The sequence below is a fragment of the Mesorhizobium sp. CCNWLY176 genome (assembly GCF_037153935.1).
Lineage (GTDB): Bacteria > Pseudomonadota > Alphaproteobacteria > Rhizobiales > Rhizobiaceae > Mesorhizobium_M > Mesorhizobium_M zhangyense.
On the sequence record NZ_JBBBDZ010000019.1, the window covers coordinates 1 to 18,012 of the forward strand.

At 61.6% G+C, this 18,012-nt stretch carries 22 protein-coding genes; 2 read left to right on the top strand and 20 right to left on the bottom strand.

Annotation, left to right across the window (positions count from 1 at the left end; all coding sequences use genetic code 11):
• Positions 1-235: 235 nt before the first annotated feature.
• Positions 236-592: a YciI family protein gene (locus tag WBQ96_RS24510; protein ID WP_336554816.1), complete on the bottom strand. Its 357-nt coding sequence runs from the start codon at positions 590-592 to the stop codon at positions 236-238.
• 3 nt (positions 593-595) lie between these two features.
• Positions 596-817, bottom strand: coding sequence for a hypothetical protein (locus tag WBQ96_RS24515; protein ID WP_336554818.1), 222 nt, complete (start codon positions 815-817; stop codon positions 596-598).
• Positions 818-1,010: 193 nt separating this feature from the next.
• Here WBQ96_RS24515 and WBQ96_RS24520 point away from each other — a divergent pair, with 193 nt between their 5' ends.
• Positions 1,011-1,436 carry an OsmC family protein gene (locus tag WBQ96_RS24520; RefSeq protein ID WP_336554820.1) on the top strand — a complete coding sequence of 142 codons (426 nt, stop codon included), beginning with the start codon at positions 1,011-1,013 and terminating at the stop codon, positions 1,434-1,436.
• Positions 1,437-1,501: 65 nt separating this feature from the next.
• On the opposite strand, the gene msrA is transcribed toward WBQ96_RS24520, so the two are convergent.
• The 9 genes from msrA to WBQ96_RS24565 form a co-directional block, all read right to left on the bottom strand.
• Positions 1,502-2,116 carry a peptide-methionine (S)-S-oxide reductase MsrA gene (msrA, locus tag WBQ96_RS24525; RefSeq protein WP_336554821.1) on the bottom strand — a complete coding sequence of 205 codons (615 nt, stop codon included), beginning with the start codon at positions 2,114-2,116 and terminating at the stop codon, positions 1,502-1,504.
• Positions 2,117-2,238: 122 nt separating this feature from the next.
• Positions 2,239-2,874, bottom strand: a complete 636-nt coding sequence (locus WBQ96_RS24530) for a YceH family protein (RefSeq protein WP_336554823.1) — start codon at positions 2,872-2,874, stop codon at positions 2,239-2,241.
• A gap of 45 nt (positions 2,875-2,919) precedes the next feature.
• Positions 2,920-3,732, bottom strand: a complete 813-nt coding sequence (locus WBQ96_RS24535) for a nucleotidyltransferase domain-containing protein (RefSeq protein WP_336554825.1) — start codon at positions 3,730-3,732, stop codon at positions 2,920-2,922.
• 8 nt (positions 3,733-3,740) lie between these two features.
• Complete coding sequence (locus WBQ96_RS24540) at positions 3,741-4,520, bottom strand: succinate dehydrogenase iron-sulfur subunit (RefSeq protein WP_336554828.1); 780 nt, start codon at positions 4,518-4,520, stop codon at positions 3,741-3,743.
• A gap of 3 nt (positions 4,521-4,523) precedes the next feature.
• Positions 4,524-5,348, bottom strand: a complete 825-nt coding sequence (locus WBQ96_RS24545) for a glycosyltransferase family 25 protein (RefSeq protein ID WP_336554830.1) — start codon at positions 5,346-5,348, stop codon at positions 4,524-4,526.
• A 4-nt stretch (positions 5,349-5,352) separates the two neighbouring features.
• Positions 5,353-7,200: a succinate dehydrogenase flavoprotein subunit gene (sdhA, locus tag WBQ96_RS24550; protein WP_336554831.1), complete on the bottom strand. Its 1,848-nt coding sequence runs from the start codon at positions 7,198-7,200 to the stop codon at positions 5,353-5,355.
• Between the two features lie 2 nt (positions 7,201-7,202).
• Positions 7,203-7,586 carry a succinate dehydrogenase, hydrophobic membrane anchor protein gene (sdhD, locus tag WBQ96_RS24555; protein ID WP_165118022.1) on the bottom strand — a complete coding sequence of 128 codons (384 nt, stop codon included), beginning with the start codon at positions 7,584-7,586 and terminating at the stop codon, positions 7,203-7,205.
• 2 nt (positions 7,587-7,588) lie between these two features.
• Entirely contained in the window at positions 7,589-7,993 is a 405-nt protein-coding gene (gene sdhC, locus WBQ96_RS24560) for a succinate dehydrogenase, cytochrome b556 subunit (protein ID WP_336554835.1), read from the bottom strand.
• Between the two features lie 297 nt (positions 7,994-8,290).
• Positions 8,291-8,659 (bottom strand): hypothetical protein, encoded by a 369-nt coding sequence (locus tag WBQ96_RS24565; RefSeq protein ID WP_336554837.1) that lies wholly within the window; start codon positions 8,657-8,659, stop codon positions 8,291-8,293.
• 224 nt (positions 8,660-8,883) lie between these two features.
• On the opposite strand from WBQ96_RS24565, the gene WBQ96_RS24570 reads away from it, so the two are divergent.
• Positions 8,884-9,249, top strand: a complete 366-nt coding sequence (locus WBQ96_RS24570; protein WP_336554839.1) for a hypothetical protein — start codon at positions 8,884-8,886, stop codon at positions 9,247-9,249.
• A 24-nt stretch (positions 9,250-9,273) separates the two neighbouring features.
• Here WBQ96_RS24570 and WBQ96_RS24575 read toward each other — a convergent pair whose 3' ends face one another.
• The 9 genes from WBQ96_RS24575 to WBQ96_RS24615 all read right to left on the bottom strand — a co-directional run bounded on the left by WBQ96_RS24575 (position 9,274) and on the right by WBQ96_RS24615 (position 17,902).
• Positions 9,274-10,470, bottom strand: coding sequence for a GGDEF domain-containing protein (locus WBQ96_RS24575; RefSeq protein ID WP_336554841.1), 1,197 nt, complete (start codon positions 10,468-10,470; stop codon positions 9,274-9,276).
• A gap of 109 nt (positions 10,471-10,579) precedes the next feature.
• Positions 10,580-11,779 carry a GGDEF domain-containing protein gene (locus WBQ96_RS24580; RefSeq protein ID WP_336554843.1) on the bottom strand — a complete coding sequence of 400 codons (1,200 nt, stop codon included), beginning with the start codon at positions 11,777-11,779 and terminating at the stop codon, positions 10,580-10,582.
• 139 nt (positions 11,780-11,918) lie between these two features.
• Complete coding sequence (gene leuC / locus WBQ96_RS24585; protein WP_336554845.1) at positions 11,919-13,331, bottom strand: 3-isopropylmalate dehydratase large subunit; 1,413 nt, start codon at positions 13,329-13,331, stop codon at positions 11,919-11,921.
• 297 nt (positions 13,332-13,628) lie between these two features.
• Positions 13,629-14,171 carry an MgtC/SapB family protein gene (locus WBQ96_RS24590; RefSeq protein ID WP_336554847.1) on the bottom strand — a complete coding sequence of 181 codons (543 nt, stop codon included), beginning with the start codon at positions 14,169-14,171 and terminating at the stop codon, positions 13,629-13,631.
• A 167-nt stretch (positions 14,172-14,338) separates the two neighbouring features.
• Positions 14,339-14,974, bottom strand: a complete 636-nt coding sequence (locus tag WBQ96_RS24595) for a class I SAM-dependent DNA methyltransferase (protein ID WP_336554848.1) — start codon at positions 14,972-14,974, stop codon at positions 14,339-14,341.
• Positions 14,971-15,780, bottom strand: coding sequence for an amino acid ABC transporter permease (locus WBQ96_RS24600; protein WP_336554850.1), 810 nt, complete (start codon positions 15,778-15,780; stop codon positions 14,971-14,973). The genes WBQ96_RS24595 and WBQ96_RS24600 overlap by 4 nt, the downstream gene beginning before the upstream one ends.
• Positions 15,781-16,006: 226 nt before the next feature.
• On the bottom strand, positions 16,007-16,804 hold the full coding sequence (locus WBQ96_RS24605; protein WP_165118002.1) for a transporter substrate-binding domain-containing protein: 798 nt from the start codon (positions 16,802-16,804) through the stop codon (positions 16,007-16,009).
• A gap of 190 nt (positions 16,805-16,994) precedes the next feature.
• On the bottom strand, positions 16,995-17,489 hold the full coding sequence (locus tag WBQ96_RS24610) for a MarR family winged helix-turn-helix transcriptional regulator (protein ID WP_336554852.1): 495 nt from the start codon (positions 17,487-17,489) through the stop codon (positions 16,995-16,997).
• Positions 17,486-17,902 carry an organic hydroperoxide resistance protein gene (locus tag WBQ96_RS24615; protein ID WP_336554854.1) on the bottom strand — a complete coding sequence of 139 codons (417 nt, stop codon included), beginning with the start codon at positions 17,900-17,902 and terminating at the stop codon, positions 17,486-17,488. The genes WBQ96_RS24610 and WBQ96_RS24615 overlap by 4 nt, the downstream gene beginning before the upstream one ends.
• Positions 17,903-18,012 lie beyond the last annotated feature (110 nt).

The window sequence follows — 18,012 nt, forward strand, 5'->3', positions numbered from 1 at the left end:
TAATTACGGACCACCAGCAAGCCTCTTGAAGACACTTAAAACTTGGATCAAACAACAAATCTCCTAGGACAGCCCCTATATTTGACCCGGTACCACCAGAAGGCGGCAGCTCCCATGAGGCCGATCGCAGCAATCAGGATATGCATTCCAAATCCCCCGAAAACGGCGGCAGGATAAGGAAACAATACCCTCCTTTCAACACGTAAAAGTTGCACGTCCGACGATTTGCGCGAAGCTAGTCTCCGCGAAAATTATAGACTGGCCGCACCTCGATCGCGCCCAGCTTCGCCAGCGGTATCTTGCCGGCGATCTCCACCGCCTCTTCGAAGTCCCTGGCCTCGATCATCAGGAAGCCGAGAAGCTGTTCTTTGGTTTCCGCAAAGGGACCGTCCGTCACCAGCGCCTTGCCCTTCCGGTTCCTGACGGTTTTCGTGACCTTCACCGGCTGCAGCGCCTGCGCGACGATCAGATGGCCGCTGGCGGTGAGCGCATCATCATAGGCGCCGGAGTTGTGGTCGAGCACCTTCATTTCGGCGGGTGACATGGCGTGGAGCTTGGCTTCTTCTCCATGGACGAGGCAAACATATTTCATGATCTATCTCCTCTCAAAGGCGACATCTGTCTGCGCCAGAAGGCCCGACTGCTTGCCCGGAGTATAGGACGACGCAACGTCGAGAACATGCACGGCTGAGACGATGACGGTCAGCATGACCAGCAGGCGCGCAACGCCAGACGGCGGGATGCAAAAGCCGCCGGCAGTTACCGCGCCGGGTTTGGGAACGATCTTTCCAATATTCGAGTGAAGCAGCGAATACATTCGAACCTCCTGCATGCCACGGAAACATTCCGCGGCCGCTCCTAGGACGACAGGCGCTCCAGCTTCCCGACATTTTTGACATCGACTTTTTTCGTATGCCCCGAAAGCGGTCACACATGGCAGATGCGGAAAGGCGCGCTATATTCAACCCGTCGCCGCATCATCGGCCTGCAAAATCAAACGGGAGAACCTCATGAACCGTCACGCCACCGCCGTCTGGAAAGGAACGCTCACCGAGGGTACCGGCACGCTCGACACCCAGAGCGGCGCCCTCAAGGCCGCGCCCTATTCCTTCAAGATGCGTTTCGAGGACGAGAGCGGCAAATCCGGCACCAATCCGGAAGAACTGATCGCCGCTGCCCATGCCGGCTGCTTTGCCATGCAGCTCTCGCATTTCCTGGCCGAGAACGGCACACCGGCCGACGAATTGAACGCCAAGGCGGTGGTCACCCTCATTCCCGGCACCGGCATCACCGAAAGCGCCATCACGCTCACCGGCAAGGTGCCCGGCATCGACGCAGCCAAATTCAAGGAACTGACCGAGAAGGCCAAGGCCGAATGCCCGGTTTCCAAGGCGCTAGGCGCGATCAAGGTTACGCTGAACGCCAGCCTCGCCTGATATTCGGGTCCATCAATGAAAACGGGCGCCGTATGGCGCCCGTTTTTCGTTCCGGCAAGTCGCGCTCAGTGCGCAGCAATGCCCTGATGCGCGGCCTTGCCCCATACCGCGTCGATGCGGTCGTCGCGCCCGCAGGAATAGCGGTAGTATTTGTAGCGGACCGGATTCTTCTTGTAGTAATCCTGATGGTAATCCTCGGCCGGCCAGAAGGTCGGTGCGGCCACGATTTCCGTGGCTATCGGCTGCTTCAGCACCGTTGCGATCGCTTCCTTCGATTTCTCCGCCTCGGCCAGTTGCTCCGCGCCGACCGCATAGATCGCGGTCGTATAGCTGTGGCCACGGTCGCAGAACTGACCGCCGCCATCCGTCGGATCGACCGAATGCCAGAAGGCGTCGAGCAGCTTGTCGTAGCTGGTCTTGGTATCGTCGAATTCTATCTTCACCGCCTCGCGGTGGCCAGCGGCGGTGTGATCCTCATAGGTGGGATTGTCGTTCGTGCCGCCGATATAGCCGGAGGTGGTTGAAGTCACGCCGGGCACGTGGTCGAAATCCGATTCCACGCACCAGAAGCAGCCGCCGGCAAAGATCGCCGTCTGCGTCTTGGCGAATGCGGCACCTGCAGGCGCTGACAGCGCGGCAGCAAGTGCAAGACAGGTTACTGCGAAAGCTCTGCGCACCATGAAAACATCCTCCTGCGGTAAAGACGTAGCCGAACCGCAAGAGGTTTCAAAATCAAGCTGAAACACGCTGGCGTGATTATTCAGGTGACGAACTGCTTCCCGGCCGATCCTCGGTCGCCGGCTCAGGCGCCCAACGCATCGAGGCGCGCGCGCAAGGCAGCGACCTCTTCCTCCAGCGCCTGTATCCGCGCCTCAAGATCAGACGCCGGCACAGATGACACGCTGCGCTGCGCTGCAAATGCAGCAACATCGACCGGCCCACTCAGAAGATGGGCATAGCGGTCCTCTCGCTGGCCGGGACCGCGCCCGATTTCCTGCACCAGCGCCGGTCGCTTGCCGATCAGCATGTCGAGTTCTTCGCGCAGCTCGTCTACCGACGGGAACCGCGCCATGCGCTCGCTGCGCGCCAGAAGCTCGTTCACCGTCTGCGGCCCGCGTAAGAGGAGCAGGCCGACGATGGCGATCTGCGGCGACGTCATCGAAAAGCGCTGCGCCGCAAGATGCTCGTAGCGCTCGACGCGCGACCCGAAGACCTGTCGCACCAGCCCCTTCTGCTCCAGCAGCTTCAGCGCCCGGTTCACCTCCCCCTGCTCCAGCGCCATCACCGGCTCGCGCGCCGTCTTCTGGTTGGCGGCGGCGTGCGCCGAATTGAGCGTCAGCGGATAGACATCCGGCGTCAGCTCCTTCTTCTCGATCAGGCAGCCAAGTACGCGGGCTTCGGAGGGATTGAGGACGGGGAGGTCTGTCGCTGTGTTCATCCCTGTCTTTTGGCAAAGCCTTGCCGCGTCGGCAAGGACACTTTTTCAGACGCCTTCCGCTTCCTGCCGGTAGAAGTCTTCCGCCAGGGCACGATCCCGCTTCCGCCGATTCTCGTCCTTGAGCGAGAGCGGCATGTTCATTTCGTGGTGGCCATATCTCGCCTCCAGATACCCCGCGATCGCCGGCGGTATCGGTCCCGTACCCATTTCCCGTGTTTGGGCCTTCGTTGCGATCATGCGGCCTATTTCTTCGGCAACGGACGGCAGCACCTCGGTTTGCGAAAGGCAGGCCGGCAAGCCCATTGGCGGCAGTCTGGTGAAAGCATGCTGCTCCATCCAATCCAGCGCCACAAGCGGCCTGATAAGATAGAAAAGCTTCTTCAGCTTCACTTCGGTGCCGGAATTCCCGATCCTGGAAATGTGGGAACGCGCCAGGCCGAGGTAGTGGCGCGCGACTTTTGCCGGATCGACGATTTCGGCAAGGAGACCAAGGAGCCGCGCCCGAAAGCCTTCAGCCTCCTCATAGGCTATCGGCGAATTCGCCCACTCCACGACAACGGCATTTCCGCCGAGCGCAAGCAGCAGGGCCTTCCGCAAATCCCACCCACCGGCATCGATATCGCCCTCGATCGGGAACTCGACGACGTCGCGCGGTGGCTGCAGGACCAGATGATCGCGAACCGGCCGCACATAGACGAAGCGGCAATCATAGTCGCTGTCGGGAGATGGAAAGCCCCAGGCCCGGCTGCCGCTTTCAATGGCGAACAGAATTTTCAGCCCGCCCGCACGAGCCAGATCAAGCCGGTCGCGGATTGCGGTAACGGCTTCCGGCGCAAAATCCGCCGGCAGCGAAGCCATGCGTTGAATCAGACCCTTCTCTCCACCATCATCTTCTTGATCTCGGCAATCGCCTTGGCCGGATTAAGACCCTTGGGGCAGGTCTGTGCGCAGTTCATGATGGTGTGGCAGCGATAGAGCCGGAACGGGTCTTCGAGATTGTCGAGCCGCTCGCCGGTGGCCTCATCGCGACTGTCGATCAGCCAACGATAGGCCTGCAGCAGCGTTGCCGGGCCGAGATAGCGGTCGCCGTTCCACCAGTAGCTCGGGCACGAGGTCGAGCAGCAGGCGCACAGGATGCATTCATAGAGCCCATCGAGCTTGGCGCGGTCGTCATGGCTCTGCAGCCATTCCTTCGCCGGCTCGGGCGAAACCGTCTTCAGCCACGGCTCGATCGAGCGGTGCTGGGCGTAGAAATTGGTCAGGTCCGGCACCAGATCCTTGACCACCTGCATATGCGGCAGCGGATAGATCTTGATCGCGCCCGAAATATCGTCGCAGCCCTTGGTGCAGGCCAGCGTGTTCGAGCCGTCGATGTTCATGGCGCAGGAGCCGCAAATGCCCTCGCGGCAGGAACGGCGCAAGGTCAGCGTCGGGTCGATGTTGTTCTTGATCCACAACAGCGCATCCAGAACCATCGGCCCGCAATCGTCCATGTCGACGAAATAGGTATCGATGCTCGGGTTCTCGCCATCGTCCGGCGACCAGCGATAGATGCGGTATTCTCGCAGATTGGTGGCACCCTCAGGCTTCGGCCAGGTCTTGCCCTGCTTGATCTGGGAGTTCTTGGGAAGGGTAAGTTCGACCATGGCTCAGACGCTCCAGTTGTTTGCATGAGCTAGGATTGTGGGGCAGATGGCGATCTTGCGCTTGACGCCGACGCCGGTAGTTCCGAGCTTGCGCGCCGTCATGGCTATGTGGCCGGCCAGCCTGCGCAGCTTGAAATGGGGATACCGTGCCAGCATTGTCAGCCGCGACATCTTGCTGGGCTGCTTGATGGTGGATTTGAACGAAACCTTGAGGCTGCCGCCTGCCTCGCCGCCGTCATAAAGCGGGGCAGCCAGACCGGGCTCGGCCTGAAGCCGCGCTATACCGGCAAGATTGAGGAAAGCATCGGAGGGCGCCGCCTGGTGGCGGGCGCGTTTCAGCAGCGCCCGCGCCGCCTCCGGCAAGACGATATAGCCTGCCGATCCGCCACGATCGACATAGAGCCGATAGAGCTGGACGCCGCTTTCAGGCGCCGAGACGACCGCTTTTCTGGATACCCATTTTTCAGCGCCACGCGTCTCGATATTGACGATATCCGCCGTCTTCAGGCTGGAAAATTCCTTGAGGAAGGCGGGCAACCTGTCCGACAGGATCACATCGTCCTCAAGCACGAGAATCGGTCGGTTTTCCTCGACGCAAAACTGCCAGACGCGTGTATGGCTGATCAGGCAGGCAAGTTCCGAGCGCGAAATCGGGCGCATATAGGTGTTGCCGAGCCGGGCGAACTCAGCATCGCTGATCGTGCTGGCGTCCGTCGCGGGCAGGCGCGTGAAATCGAGGCCGAGATCGCCGAGCTGCCTGGCAATGAACGCCAGGCGGTCGGGACTCCGGTCCAGGTTTATCAGCAGGATGCCCGGCGCGGTTGACATTGTCTCAATATACCCGCGCCTTGGGCGCGATCTTTGCCAGGCTGATGCCGCCGTCTTCTTCCCTAACCAGTGGTTCGGTGTGAACCGGGCGGTAGGAGAGCGTCACCTTGCCGTCTTCGGCGACATGGGCCAGTGTGTGCTTGCGCCAGCCGGCATCGTCGCGCGACGAGAAATCCTCGCGCGCATGCGCGCCGCGGCTCTCCTTGCGCGCTTCGGCGCCGTAGACGGTGGGAATGGCGTTGGCCATCAGGTTTTCCAGTTCCAGCGTCTCGACGAGATCGGAATTCCAGATCATCGAGCGGTCGAACACCTTGACGTCCTTGAGCTCGCTCCACAGCGCCGACATGCGCTTGCAGCCCTGCGCCAGCGATTCCTGGGTGCGGAACACGGCGGCGTCTTCCTGCATGATCTTCTGCATCTTCTCGCGAAGAACAGCCGTCGGCGTGCCGCCATTGGCGTTACGCAGGCGGTCGAAGCGGGCCATGATCTTCTCGACCGACTTTTCATTGATCGGCGGAATGGGTGCTGCGCGGTCGATCACCTCGCCGGCGCGGATCGCCGCAGCGCGGCCGAACACCACCAGATCGATCAGCGAATTGGAGCCGAGACGGTTAGCACCGTGCACCGAGGCGCAGCCGGCCTCGCCGACAGCCATCAGGCCGGGCGACACGCGGTCGGGATTGTCCTTGGTCGGGTTCAGCACCTCGCCCCAATAGTTCGTGGGAATGCCGCCCATATTGTAATGCACGGTCGGCAGCACCGGGATCGGCTCGCGGGTCACGTCGACGCCGGCAAAAATCTTGGCCGATTCCGAGATGCCCGGCAGGCGCTCATGCAGCACGGCCGGATCGAGATGGTCGAGATGCAGGAAGATGTGGTCCTTATTCTTGCCGACGCCGCGTCCTTCGCGAATCTCCAGCGTCATGCAGCGTGAAACCACGTCTCGGCTTGCAAGGTCCTTGGCCGACGGCGCATAGCGCTCCATGAAGCGCTCGCCCTCGGAGTTGACGAGATAGCCGCCTTCGCCGCGCGCGCCTTCGGTGATCAGGCAGCCCGAACCGTAGATGCCGGTCGGGTGGAACTGCACGAACTCCATGTCCTGAAGCGGCAGGCCCGCGCGAGCGACCATGCCACCGCCGTCGCCCGTGCAGGTGTGGGCGGACGTTGCCGAGAAATAGGCGCGGCCATAGCCGCCGGTCGCCAGCACCACCATCTTGGCCGAGAAGCGGTGGATAGTGCCGTCGTCGAGGTTCCAGGCAACGACGCCGGTGCAGACGCCATCGTCCGACATGATCAGGTCGAGCGCGAAATACTCGATGAAGAACTGCGCATTGTGCTTCAGCGACTGGCCGTAAAGCGTGTGCAATATGGCGTGGCCGGTGCGGTCGGCAGCAGCGCAGGTACGCTGCACGGGCGGGCCGTCGCCATAGTTCATCATGTGGCCGCCGAACGGCCGCTGGTAGATCTTGCCTTCTTCGGTGCGCGAGAACGGCACGCCGTAATGCTCGAGCTCGTAGACGGCAGCCGGCGCCTGCTTGACCATGTATTCCATGGCGTCCATGTCGCCGAGCCAGTCGGAACCCTTGACGGTGTCATACATATGCCACTGCCATGAATCCGGACCCATGTTGGACAGCGAGGCGGCGATGCCGCCCTGTGCCGCAACCGTGTGCGAGCGCGTCGGGAAAACCTTGGTGATGCAGGCAGTCTTCAGTCCCTGCTCGGCCATGCCGAGCGTGGCGCGCAGGCCCGAACCGCCGGCGCCAACCACCACCACGTCGAACTTGTGGTCGACATAGATGTATTCCTTGCCGGCCGGTGCCGAGCCATTGCCTTTTTGATCCTTGGCCATGGTCAGCCCCCGAATGCGATTTTGAGCAGGGCGAAGAGCGAAGCAACGCCGACCGCGATGGTGAAAAACGTGTTGAGCACGATGAGCGCCAGCTTGCCGCCCTCGCCATGCACATAGTCCTCGATGATGACCTGCATGCCGAGCCGCATGTGGTAGAGGCCGGAGATCAGGAACATCGCCAGGATCAGCGCCACGAAGGGATTGGCAAGCGCGGACCGCACTTCGGCATAGCTGGCGCCGTTGAGCGAGACCAGCAGGCCGATGAAGAACAGAGTAAGCGGGATGTTGGCGATCGCGGTCAGCCGCTGGCGCCAGAAATGCTCGGTGCCTTCGCGGGCCGAACCGAGGCCGCGGACCTTTTTGAGAGGGGTGCGCATATCGGCCATGATCACATCCCCCGCGCCATGTAGCCGGCGACCCAGATGAGCACGGTCAGCACGACCGACGCGATCACCGTTGCCCAGGCGATCTTGGAGGCGGTACGCTTTTCAAGCCCGACGCCCGTATCCCAGATCAGGTGGCGAATGCCGCCCATCAGGTGCTGCATCAGCGCCCAGGTGTAGCCGAACAGGACCAGCCGGCCGATCCAGCTGCCGAAAACCCAGCTGACGAAGTCGAAATATTGCTCCGAGGTCGCCGCCGCGATCAGCCAAAAGGCGACCAGCAGCGTGCCGAAATAAAGCGCCCCTCCGGTGATGCGATGGATGATCGACATCGTCATCGTGATCAGCGGTTTATAGATCGTCAGATGCGGCGACAGAGGCCTTGCTTGGGTGGCTGGTGATTTGCTCATGGCTCCCCTTTCGTCGCCCGATATATTCCGAAGGTGCCGATGCGGAAATACGGCGTAGCCTTCTCGGAATGCGACTTCGGACAGCCGCGTTCTAATGCGCTTTTTGCACCGCGTCAAAGCCGGAAAAGCGTTTCGGAAGAGCTATTTCGTCAAAAGCGCGAGAGGGTCAAGTCACTGTTTCCGCTTCAATCGATTGAAGCTTGCATGACAATTCACGGTGAATTGAACCTTTGCCGACAAGAGCGGGGAACGCCACTTTCGGATCGCACTCTGTTGCAGCGCAACCAGAAACGCGAATCAGCGATTGCAGGTCACCGGCTCCTTGCCGCTTTTCATGTAGAGTGCCTCTTTGCCGTCCAGCACCAGCGCATAGGGCGTCTCGCCATAGCGCGACTGCTGCGTGGCGGGCGAGGCCGGCAGATCGACGCTCTCGCCTTCGGGATCGACCAGTTTCACCGAGGTACGGAAATTGTCGACCGTCAGCGTGCCTCTCGGGCCGCAGCTGTATGTCGCGTGAGTGGGCTGGCTGGTCGTTTCCGTGCCCGTCGCCTTGGCGGCCGCCCCGCCGGCATGCCCTTCCGAAACGCAGGAGGCGACCAGCAGCAGCGGGATCATGGCAAATACGGCAATCAGGAACGCGCCGCCGCTCGATTTTCTGTCTGACATGCCGCGCAAGCTACCCGTTTTGCCACCGAAAGATCAACCACGGGGGAAACGAACTGTCCTGCGGACCGCGTGATCGCCGGGGCTCACTGCCAACGCGCGCAAACACTGAAAATTAACCACGTTTGTTAATTCATTTCGCCGCAAACGTACGAGGCTCTTAACAAAGGTTAATAAAGCGTTAACGTCATGCCATCGAGGATCGACCTCGCTCGATGGAGAAAGCCATGCATTCGAACGCCCGCAAGATGCTTTTCCTGCCGGTGATTCTGGCCGTTGCCGCCATCAGCGCTTCCGCGCCGGCGCTGGCCGGCGACAGCCATGACCGCGTCTATGCCGACAGTTTCGGCAATCTCGTCGTTGAAAGTGCTGCCGGCTACAAGCGGATCGTCGTCGGCCAGGGCCACATGGCCCGCGAACTCTCGAGCTACACTCAGGCCGGTCGGCCAAAGGTGGTGCATGTCGAGGGCCCCGGCGGCATATTTGCCTATGAGCGTGGCTGCTTCCGACCGCCCGTCCTGGTCAAGGGCCGCAGCTATATGTACGGCTTCGACCAGGGCGAGATCCCGCTGCAGGGCGGTCCCTGCCGCTAGATCTTGATCAAAGTCTGCTTGGACTTAGCGCCTGCGGGTCGACGGGCTGCGCTTGCCGTTTTCCGATGCCAGCGAAATCCTGACGCAATCGCGTCCGCCCTTCTTCGCTTCGTAGAGCGCCTTGTCGGCGCGCAGCAGCAATTCCGACACATCCTCTCCCGCTGCAAGTTCGGCAACGCCGAAGCTTGCCGTGAATCGCAGGTTTTCCGGCAATCCCTCCACCGGCAGGCCGGAAAAAGCACTGCGTGCGCCTTCGGCGAAAAGCCGCGCCGACACCAGATTGGCACCGGGCATGATGATGGCGAATTCCTCGCCGCCGATGCGGCCGGCGACATGATGGTTGGAGGATGCGTCACGCAGGAAGCCCGCGAACGCCTTGATCACCCGATCGCCGGAGGCGTGGCCGTAACTGTCGTTGATCGATTTGAAGTGATCGAGGTCGCTGATGACCAGCGCCAACGGCGTATTGCCGCGGTTCGCCTCCCGCAGGGCTGCGCGCGCATGGCGCTCGAAACCGCCGCGATTGAGCAGCCCCGACAGCGAGTCGGTTTCCGACGCTACGGTGACGCCGGCCAGGATGTCGCGCGCCAGGATGACCAGGAAGAGAAGCGCGATGGCCAGCGCGAACACCGTTCCCATCGATTGCGAGATCAGGGCGTATTGGGTTTGCAGATAGTATTGCGCGGTGACACCGGTCCCGCCGAGCGTCTGCGCAAGGAAGGGCTTGGTCAGGAACTGCAACGAACTCGCCGCGAGAAGGCACATCAGGATGAGTTCGAGCTTGCCACGCCGGCGCGCCGAAAACACGATCCACGCACCGATCGCCTGCATCATGAAATAAGGCGTCTGATAATACATCATGCGGGTGAATGACTGCCGCGGCATGTCCTGTATGAGATAGCATGACACGACCGACGCCACGAAAAGCGAGCCCATCAGCCACCAGGGCGCCGGCACCTCGTATTTGCGGGCCATGCCGACATTGAAAAGAACCATCGCGCCCAGGAATGTGGCGAAGGAGACGGTTGCGACCACCGGGTTCACGCCGAAAACTGAAATCGCGAACTCGATCAGGAGATAGACGAACGCCAGACCATAGGTGAAACCCAGCCACCGCGCCGCCACCTGCTTGCGGTCATAGACGGCAACCATGGCGAATGAGCCGCCAAGCAGGCCGGCGACAGCCAGGTTTATTGTCAGGACAACGCCTGCTCCAGTCATTCAGTCACGCCCCCGATTTCACGAGCACATAACCATACTTAGCCGAAAAACCCGTTAACGTGGGGGCAGGGGTGGATCACATTCCCGGCAATTATGCGTCGGTCGATGTTCAGATATGACCGCCGTAATACCCTGCGATAACGCAGTCGGCATCGGCTGGAAGCTGATCGGCCAGTTTCACGCTGTCACGGCCATTGTTCTTGGCACGGTACAGTGCCTGATCGGCACGGCGCATGAGGGATTCGAAATCCTCGTTTGTCGCGCGGCTGGCGACGCCAAAGCTTGCCGTGACCTTCTCGGCATGGGCGGGCAGTCCCTTGATGCGATGCTGTGTGAACGAGGCGCGCAGGCCTTCCGCAAAAAGCCGCGCCGTCATCAGGTCGCTGGCTGGAAGCACGATTGCGAACTCCTCGCCCCCGATGCGCCCGACAATCGCATCCTTGCCCGATGAAACACGCAGATGCGTGGCGAAGGCGGCGATGACGGCATCTCCGACGGCATGCCCATAGGTGTCGTTCACCGACTTGAAATGATCGAGATCGGCCAGCACGATTGCCAGGGGAACGGAGGCTCCCGAGGGGCGTCTTGCATAAGCTGCCGACCGCTCTTCAAAGCCGCGCCGGTTGAGCAGGCCCGACAGCGGATCGGTATGGGATTCGGCCTGCAACTCCTTCATGACGTCGAGCGCGATGGCCGTCGTCAGCGAAAGCGCAAGCATCACCGAAATGAGCACCATAGAGAAATTTGTCAGCAGCCAGTAGAGCGAGGCGTGGTAGGCGCCGTAGCCCTCGCCGCTGATCCAGATCGCCGTCAGCGGCCGAATAAGGAAGTCTATCGCGGCCAGTGTGCACACCGCGATCAGGACGCGGTCGACTATGCTCTTGTTGGGTACCGGCTTCAGGGCAGCGACGACCACCATGCATATGCCGGAACAGGCGAGGTTGATGGCGAAGATGCGGCCGACAAGGCTTGGCTGAACGAAAAGAAACCAGCTCAGCGCAGCAATGCCGGCAAAGCCAAGCAACGACAGAAGTTTGGCTGGCGAGGGCCTGTCGTGGCGGGCCACGGCGGCTGTGGCCAAGCTGACTGCGGCTATCAGCAGGAGCAAATTCGAGAGAAACTTCGTCGGCGCGACGCCGATCGGCAGGTCAAAGCTCTGCAGCAGGAAACCGACCGCATAAGCGACGTAGGAGAGGCAGAGCACCATCACATGGCCATGCCTTCGGTACGTCCAAAGCAGAAAGAACGCCGATGCAAAGACCAGCGACAAGGCTGGCGTAAGCAGCGCTATGAAAAGGTTAGCCCCCAAGTGCCCGTGTCTCTGATCCGCTTCCGTTGCGGCAAACACTAGGGCGAACCCACCAACAACCGGTTAAGTCGGTTGTGACAACTCTCGGCATTTCACCGGACAGTTGTCCCGCCCGGTGAAATGAGGGTTTAGCTGCCGGCTAGTGCCAGTCGCGGATATCGACGAAATGCCCGGCGATCGCGGCCGCCGCCGCCATGGCCGGCGAGACCAGATGCGTGCGGCCCTTGAAACCCTGGCGACCCTCGAAATTGCGGTTCGAGGTCGAGGCGCAGCGCTCATGTGGCTTGAGGCGATCGTCGTTCATGGCAAGGCACATCGAGCAGCCCGGCTCACGCCAGTCGAAACCGGCGGCGATGAAGATCTTGTCGAGGCCTTCGGCCTCGGCCATTTCCTTCACCAGTCCCGAACCCGGCACGATCATGGCGTTGACGGTCGAGGCGACTGTCTTGCCTTCGACGACCTTGGCGACGGCGCGCAGATCCTCGATGCGGCCATTGGTGCACGAGCCGATGAAGACGCGGTCGATGCCGATGTCGGTGATCTTGGTGCCCGCGGTCAGGCCCATATATTCGAGCGCGCGCTTCTTGGAGTTGCGCTTGTTCTCGTCCTCGATCACTTCCGCATCCGGCACGACGCCGGTGACGGCGACGACGTCCTCGGGCGACGAGCCCCAGGTGACGATCGGCGGCAACTTGGCGGCATCGAGCACCACGACCTTGTCGAAATGCGCGCCTTCATCGGTCTTCAGCGTCTTCCAGTATTCGAGCGCCATGTCGAAGGCCTCGCCCTTCGGCGCGCGCGGCTTGTCTTTGACATAAGCGTAGGTCTTCTCGTCCGGCGCGATCAGGCCGGCGCGGGCGCCACCTTCGATCGACATGTTGCAGATCGTCATGCGGCCTTCCATCGACAGCGCGCGGATCGCCTCGCCGGCATATTCGATGACATAGCCGGTGCCACCGGCCGTGCCGATCTCGCCGATGATGGCAAGCACGATGTCCTTGGCGGTGACGCCTTCAGGCAGCTTGCCGTCGACCTGCACCAGCATGTTCTTGGCCTTGCGCTGGATCAGCGTCTGGGTGGCCAGCACATGCTCGACCTCGGACGTGCCGATGCCGTGCGCCAGCGCGCCGAAGGCGCCATGGGTCGAGGTGTGGCTGTCGCCGCAGACGATGGTCATGCCGGGCAGGGTAAAGCCCTGCTCGGGGCCGATGATGTGGACGATGCCCTGGCGGACGTCGTTCTCCGAATAGTATTCGACGCCGAAATCCTTGGCGTTCTGGGCGAGCGCCGCGATCTGGACGCGGCTTTCCTCGTTGCGGTTGATGCCGAGCTTGCGGTCCGGCGAAGTCGGCACGTTATGGTCGACGACGGCCAGCGTCCGCTCGGGATGACGCACCTTGCGGCCGGTCATGCGAAGGCCCTCGAAGGCCTGCGGGCTGGTCACTTCGTGGACGAGATGGCGATCGATATAGAGCAGGCAGGTGCCGTCATCCTGGCGATCGACGACGTGGTCGTCAAAAATCTTGTCGTAGAGGGTACGCGGAGCGCTCATTGTCTATGTCCTTGGATAGAGCGGTAATTCTGGAATGAACCGGCAAAGCGAGCCGGCGGTCGCGTCCGCTCACGATAGGCGGCTGGTGCGCGCGCCTGAAACCCGGGCAAAGAATCGGCTCGGCAGGCGCTTGTGGTCCTGCAGCACGAAACCCTTGTAGGCCGGATCTCCAAACAGTTCTTCCATAGCCGCGCTCTTACCAATGTTTTGGCATTTCGGCAATCACTCGCTTCGGTTGCCGGTTCCGAGCGCATTGCCTTCACGGCCGACAGTCGGCCGATGCCGCCATCAGCGTGTTCACGCCTTCCGCCGAGCCGGCGACTTGCTGCCCTTGGGGTCGGCTGGCGGTTCGTCCTGATCGTCCGTTTTCAGGCTCATGCGGTCGTGCACCCGCTGCAGCAGGCTAAGCACGATCAGCACGAGCAACGTGCCGAAGCCGGCGATCTGCCAGAAGCCCAGTCCGCAGGCCAGGCCGATCGCGCCGGCGAGCCACATGCCTGCTCCGGTGGTCAGCCCACGCACCTCGCCGCGCGAGAACAGGATCGAACCGGCTGCAAGGAACGCCACGCCCGCCGTCACCGCCTCGACCGCGCGGAGCGGATCGACGGCGACCGCATCGACGGCAAACATCGGCGCATGGATGATCTCGATCGTCAAAATGCCGAACATGGCCGCCGCCACGCAGACGAGGATATGCGTTCGCAAGCCGGCCGGGCTGTTGCGCCATTCACGTTCGAAGCCGATGACGGCGCCAAAGGCCGTCGCCAGCAGCAGCCGAGCCGCCACGACGGGGAAGGACGTGTATGTCGGATGACCGAATTCTTCGATGAGCTGTTCCACGCAATCACCTCGCTGACGTTGGCCGCTAGAACAATTCCAGGAAAAGTGCGTCGCGGTTTTCCGTCCGGAATTGTGTAAAAACAAACCGTTAGAGCGGTTCAACGTTGATCAAAAACTGAACCGCTCTAACGTGCCTCCGCGTCTCCGGTTCCAGAACGGCTTGCCAGCTAAAGAATTTTAAAGACGAACGCCTTCACCAGCACATCGGCCTCATCGATGGCGAAGGCGCGGAACGGCGGGCTCTCTTCGATGGAAAGCCAGCGCCCCGCCTGTTCCAGTTCGGCAAACTTTTGCCGAAACCCGCCGCTCTCCAGAACAACGTCGCGCACTGTGAAGACCGCATGGCCACCTGTCCTCGTGATCCGCACCAACTCGTCCAGGCTGGAGGCCGGCGCGTGACCCTCCGTGAAGACCCCTGTCGAGAAAAACGCCGCGAAATGATTGTCGCCCCACGGCAGCGGACCGCCAAGGGCTGCCTGCGTCAACACACTATAGGCGTCACGCATACCTGCAATCGCCAGCATGTCGGCCGAAAAATCCAGCCCTTCGATGCTGTCATAACCGAGCGCTCGAAGATAAGGCCCCGAAAGCCCTGTGCCGCAGCCAGCGTCCAGCAACGGCCCTACCCCGCGCACCACATATCGCGCCACCCAGGCGGCAATCATGAAAGGCAGGCAATAGCCGGAGGCTGCCGTCTCGCGATCGTAGTCGCCCGACCAGGACGCATAGGCTTGCGTCAGTTCCGCACCGGTCCTGGCGGAATAGACCTGCTCCAGTCCCTCGCTGTGCCGCTTTTCGCTCATTGGAGTTGCTGCCCCTTTCGCAATCGTTGTTCCAGCGACCGCAAGGCCAGCGACAGGCTGACCGTCAGCAGCAGATAGACATAGGCGACGATCGAATAGGTCTCGAAGAAGCGAAATGATCCCGACGCATAGACCTTGCCCATCTGCGTGATGTCGGCGACGCCAAGCACTGAAACCAGCGAGGAATCCTTGATCATGGCGATGAAGTCGTTGCCATAGGGTGGCAATATCGTCTTGAACGCTTGCGGCCAGACGATGTGGCGAAAGCGCCGGTAGCGTGAAAGGCCGAGCGCCTTGGCAGCCTCGATCTGGCCCGTATCGACGGCCTGTATGCCCGCCCGGAAAATCTCGGCGATGAAAGACGAATAGGCAACCGTCAGCGCGATTATCGCCCGCCACAGCAGCGAAAAATCGCGCACCTGCATCGGCCCGACGATGCCCGCCGCCTGCAACGGCGCCGTCACCCAGTTCCACAGCCACACCATGGCCGGCGCGCCGACGAAGGCAACCCAGAACAGCAGCACGAGGATCGGCACGCTGCGGATGATCTCGACATAGAAGCGGGCTATCTGGCGCAGCCACACCGAACCGGAAAGCCCCATCAGCGCAATGCCAAGACCCAGCGCGGAGGCCAGCGAGTAGGCGACGATGGTGACGAAGACCGTGATGCCGACGCCTTTGACGACAACGGAAAACACCTGGGCATAGAGGTCGTTGGCCGCGATGGAAACGGCAGCGGCAATGGCGATCGCAGCGGCGGCGACCAGCCAGAATGGGAAGTCTGGTTTTGAGGCGGACGGTGGCATCAGGAGAAGGTTGCGGCGGTGAGGGACAAGGAGAGAGACTTGCCAAACCAGCGCTGCCCCTCACCCTTACCCTCTCCCCGTAAACGGGGAGAGGGGGGCGTCGGCGTTGCGGCAATCCCCTTCTCCCCGTTTACGGGGGTCCGAAGGACGGGTCGAGACCAGTGGCTCGGCCCCGGTCGGTCCCGGCAGGGGGATGAGGGGCAGCGTGAACGTTTCAAGCGAACGCTCACTGCCCCATCTTGTAATCAAGAAACCACTTCTTGTTCAGCGCATCGAGCGTGCCGTCGGCCTTGAGTGCTGCAATCGCCGCATTGATCGGCACAACAAGATCCGAGCCCTTCTTGAAGATGAAGCCAAAATCCTCGCTGCCGAGCGGGCCGCCGATGACCTTCAACTTGCCGTCGGAAGCATCGACATAGCCTTGCGCCGCGACACCATCGGTCAGCACCAGATCGACATCGCCCGTCTTCAGTGCCTGGACAGTCGCGCCAAAGGTCTCGAACAGCTTTATGCGCGGGTTCTGCTCATTGCCGTCGAGCACGTCATAGACGGAAACGAAAAACGGCGTGGTACCCGGCTGGGCGGCGATCAGCCCGTCCTTGAGTGCTGCAAAACTCTTGGCGTCGGTGAAGCGGCTTTCGTCGGAGCGCACCAGCATCCGCATCTCGGAATGCATATAGGGTGCTGAGAAATCGACCTTCTCCTTGCGGTCTTCCTTGATGGTAATGCCGGTCATGCCGATGTTGTATTGCCCGTCCGACACGGCCTGGATCATCGCGTCCCAGGAGGTGTTCTGGTACTCGACCTTGAAGTTCAGGCGCTTGGCCATCTCGTTCATGGCGTCATACTCCCAGCCGATCTGCTGGCCGGTTTTGGGGTCGACGAATTGCAGCGGCGGGTAGGCGTTTTCCGTCACCACCGTCACCGTCTTGCCGCCGAGATCAGGCAGCGACTGCGCTTGGGCAGCGAGCGGGAGAAAAAGCGCAGCCAGGAGGCCGGCGAGCGAAAGCTGGAAGCGGTTCATGGGTCTGGCTCCTGTCACGATGCCATTGCGGTCAGAGGCGTTGCGTTCGCCGCAGACTGTACTCGACCGGTTATACCTTGCAAGCGCTGGACCGCCGCTTCACCCAATGCAACGGCACGGGATTTCCGCAAGATGCCGTCCTTGCAGCGATTTCATTTCGCGGGAGGCGGAAGCGGGCGAAGCCGGCTGCTCAGACTTCCGTTTCGCCGGCACCGCGCAGGCCGCGATTCAACAGGCTGAGCGTCTCATGCAATGCAGTGAGTTCGGAGGCCGGCAGCGGCAGCCTGCACAGCAATTCCTTCTGCACGTCCTTTGCCTGTTCCTTCAATTCCACTCCGCGCTCGGTCGGCTGCACCAGCACACGGCGCTCATCCGCTGCATCGCGCCGGCGCGTGACATAACCCGCCGCTTCCAGCCGTTTGAGGAGCGGCGTCAGCGTTGCCGAATCGAGGCCGAGTGCTGCGCCGATCTCACTCACCGTCAGCGGCGAGCGCTCCCACAGCACCAGCATGACGAGATACTGCGGATAGGTCAGGCCGAGCGGTTCAAGCAGCGGCCTATACAGCCGCGTGAACAGGCTGCTTGCCGAATAGAGCGCAAAGCAAAGCTGGCGCTCCAGCTTCAGCGCGGTATCGGCGCGGGAAACTTCCCGCGCCTTGGTTTCCCTGATGTTGTCTTGCGTCATCCAGCCTTCACCGACAGCGCCACGTCGACATTGCCGGCGATGGCATTGGAATAGGGGCAGACCTTGTGCGCGGCGGCAACCAGTGCCTCCGCGGCTCCCATCTCAAGGCCCTTCGTTTCAGCTTCGAGCGCCACGCCCAGCCGGAACCCTTCGCCATTCGGCAGCAGCGAAACGGTCGCCGTCACGGCCGCGTCCTGCAAAGGCAGCTTCTGCTTGCGCGCAATGAAGCGCAACGCGCTTTCGAAGCAGGCGGCATAGCCGGCCGCGAAAAGCTGTTCGGGATTGGTGGCGCCGCCGGCCCCGCCAAGCGCCTTCGGCATGGCAAGCGCGACATCGAGAAGGCCGTCATCGGTTGTTGCGCGGCCTTCGCGGCCGCCGGTGACGTGAGCCTTGGTGGTGTAGAGTGCAGTCATGATCGTCTCCTTAAAATCTTTCACGATTAAATCGTGCACGATTTAATATGTCAAGACGCGGCACTTCATTCGGTCGACAACGCCACACGATCTCCGAAAAGCAAAAAGGC